This is a genomic window from Kitasatospora sp. NPDC059812 (assembly GCF_042732075.1).
In the GTDB taxonomy this organism is placed as follows: Bacteria; Actinomycetota; Actinomycetes; order Streptomycetales; family Streptomycetaceae; genus Kitasatospora.
In genome coordinates this window covers 1-3,091 of the sequence record NZ_JBHWIO010000124.1, presented here as the reverse complement: position 1 = coordinate 3,091, position 3,091 = coordinate 1, and the positions used below count along the sequence as shown (strand labels likewise).

The following is a 3,091-nucleotide window of genomic DNA, read 5'->3' as shown; positions in this document are numbered from 1 at the left end:
GCCCCGGGGTCCCCCCCCCCCCCCACCTCTTCGTCGCCCCCCCCCGGCCGGCCCCCGGCGCGGGCCCCTCGACCGCAACGCGAAGGCCCTGACCGCCCCAGCGGGAGCGGTCAGGGCCCAGGACGCGAAGCTCACCCGGCTGATCGCGGGCGAGCCGCCGGCGCGGCGGTCAGCGACGCCGGTAGCTCACCGTGTTCGGGGTGGCGTAGCCGGCACCGTCGTCCACGATGACGATCTTCGGGATGATCCGGGTCTCGTCCTGCGGCTCCTTCTCGGCGCCTTCGCCGTCGCCGTCGGCCTCCCCCGACCGGGGCGGTCCGACCGGCTTCGGCGGCGCCGCGGCCGGCACGACCGGACCGGTCGCCACCGCCCCGGCGGGCGCGCTGGAACCGCTCGCGGCCCCGGCGACGGAGGCCCCGCCCACGACCGGCATCCGCAGCCCGGCCGCCGGCTTCTCCCGCGCGGCTGGCGCGGCCGGCGCGGTCGGCGCGACGGCCTTCCGCAGGTCGGCCACCTCGATCTCGCCGGTGTCCGCCTCCGAGTCCACCGGCGCCGCGTCCACCGGCCCCGCGTCGGCGACCGCGTCCGCGACCCGCCGGGCGTCCGCCGGCCCGGCGACCGCCGCCGCCAGCCGCTCCGGCTCGATGGCGCCGACCGCCGCGCCGGTGAGCGAGGCCAGCGTGGCCTTGATGTGGTCCAGGTGCTTCTGCACGGTCTCCAGACGGCCGTCGAACTCGCCCTGCTCGCGTTCGCTCGCCGCGTTGATCCGCTCGGCCTCCCGGCGGGCCTGCTCGATCAGCTGGTCGGCCTTGGCCTGGGCGTCGGTCTCCAGCTGCTTGATCCGGCCGAGCACGGTCTCCCGGTGCTGCTCGGCCTCCTTGACCCGGCGCTCGGCGGTCGCGGAGACCTGGGCGTCCTCGGCGTCGGCCTTGGTCTGGGCCTGGGCGAAGGTCTCGTCGGCCTTGCGGCGCAGCTCGGCGAGCGTGGCCTCGGCCTGCTCGCCGGCCTCGGCGGCGGCCACCCGCACCTTGGCGGCGTAGGAGGTGGCGGCGTCCCGGTCGCTGCGGCTCTCCCGGTCGGCCTCGGCCCGGATGCCCTCGGCCTCGGCGCGGGTGCGCTCGTCGGTGCGCCGGGCGGCCTGGTCGGCCTCGGAGCGGGTGGTGGCGGCGTACTCCTTGGCGGCGTGGCCGAGGGCCTGGCCGGCCTCGTAGACCTCGTCCCGGAGGTCCTCGGAGAAGCGCTCGGCCTTCTCCCGGACGGCGCGCGCCTCGTTCTGGGCCATCACCGCCAATCCGGCGGCCTGCTCGCTGAGCACCTCGTAGTCGGGCTCCGGAGCGTCCTCGGCGGCCCGGCGGATGTCGGCCAGTCGGGCCTCCATCTGCCGGAGCCCGGAGCCGAGGACGCTCAGCCGCTCCCACGCCTCGTCGCGCTGCGCGGTGAGGGCGGTGAGGGCTCGGTCGACCTGCTCGGGCGCGTAACCGCGCCGGGCAGAGGTGAAGCCGTACTCGGGGACGGCGTCGCTCATGGGCTCTTCCCCTCATGTCGCGGGCTGCGGAGCCCATGATCGGACGGAACGGACGGATCCGGAACCGGTTCGGCGGCCGGGGCCGAAATCGGACGCCTGGCGGACCGGAATACGTCGAGGACTGGACGAATAGACCCATCCTCTTGACCTATTTTGCGCAGATCTGGGCGAAACCCCAACGAGGCACAGCCACGACGGCATGCCGGAGGGGTCGTTCCAAACACCGGAACGACCCCTCCCCACCTGCGAGGATCCTCGACAACCCGCTACAGCAGGCCGTCCCAGAACTGCTCCAGCAGCACGGCCCACCACGTGTCCGCGGTCTGCAGGGCCGCCGGGTCGATCGCGGCGAGCTGCGCCTGGAAGTCGGTCGTCCAGCGACCGGCCTGGTCCGGGGTCAGCCCGTACCGCAGCCGCCACATCCGGCCCAGCAGGGCCATCGCGCGGACGAACTCCGGTACACCCGTGTTGACGAACCGGGGAGGCTGGCCGGTTCCGTCGACGTCCACGGCGACCACGTTCGCGGTGCCGTACTGGACGCAGAGCTGGCGGCCGTAGTCGTTGCCGAGCACCAGGTAGCCGCCGAAGTCCGGGGCCGCGGGCAGACCGCGCTCGGCGGCCAGCTCGGCGAGCGTCGGGATCGGCCGGCCCTCCTGCGCCTGCGCCCAGAAGAACGGGCCGAAGTCGCGCGGCAGCCCCGCCCACACCAGGGACTGCGACACCGGCTCGGGCACGCCCTGGCGGGAGACCGCGCGCTGCTCGTAGCGGAACACGTTCTGGCCGAAGGCCGCCCCGAGCTCCTGGGCGAGCTGCTGCGGCGGGAGCGGCGGCAGCGGCTGGACCGTCCCCGGCGCGGGCAGCGGCACCCGGGACGGGCGGACCCGCTGGGCCCCGGAGGCCAGCTGGTGCAGCTCGTCCAGGTGGTCGAGCAGCTCGGCCATGCCGGCCTGCCGGGACGCGTGGTCGCGGCCGTAGGCGGCGGTGTGGGTGAGCCGGACGTTCGGCCAGGACGCGGCGATCATGCGGTTGCAGTAACCGCCCGGCAGGTCGCACGACTCCAGCTCGGTGTAGAGCTCCAGCACCTGCTCCGGCGGCACGTTCAGCCGCCGCAGGTCCTGGAGGATCTTCCACTCCGGGTGCGGGGTGCCGGGCTCGCTGCGGTGCAGCAGCTTCTGCTCGGAGCCGTCCGGGCCCCGGTAGCTGAGCGCGGCGAAGTAGCCGGGGCCGACCGTCGGCACCCCCGGCGGGACGGCAGCGCCCTGCGGCACGCCGGGCACCGGCGCCGGCGGGACGACCGGGGCCGCGCCGCCCGCGTTCGGGTAGCCGTACCCGGCCGCGGGCGCGGCGGGGGCCGCCGGACCGCCGGGCGGCGGCGGGACGGCAGGGCCGCCGGACGGCGGGGTGCCCGGGTCGGCTGGCACGGCGCCCAGCAGCGCCGGGTCGATCGCGCCGGCCAGCTGGGTCGCCTCGTACGCCACGCCGGCGGCGGGCGCGGCCGGCGGAACCGGGGCGGGCACCGGGGCGACGGCCCCGCGCAGGCCCGCCGGAGGCGGAGGCGGCGGGGTC

At 76.6% G+C, this 3,091-nt stretch carries 2 protein-coding genes; both read right to left on the bottom strand.

The window, feature by feature from the left end; all coding sequences use genetic code 11:
• Positions 1 to 169: 169 nt before the first annotated feature.
• Positions 170 to 1,525: a hypothetical protein gene (locus ACFV6D_RS36180; protein WP_380494133.1), complete on the bottom strand. Its 1,356-nt coding sequence runs from the start codon at positions 1,523 to 1,525 to the stop codon at positions 170 to 172.
• Between the two features lie 266 nt (positions 1,526 to 1,791).
• Positions 1,792 to 3,091 (bottom strand): SUKH-4 family immunity protein (locus ACFV6D_RS36175; RefSeq protein WP_380563002.1); only part of this gene is annotated, 1,300 nt, incomplete at its 5' end.

Excerpts from the sequence above, each read along its gene's own strand:
- ACFV6D_RS36180 (WP_380494133.1), bottom strand. The coding sequence starts at position 1,525 with ATGAGCGACGCCGTCCCCGAGTACGGCTTCACCTCTGCCCGGCGCGGT.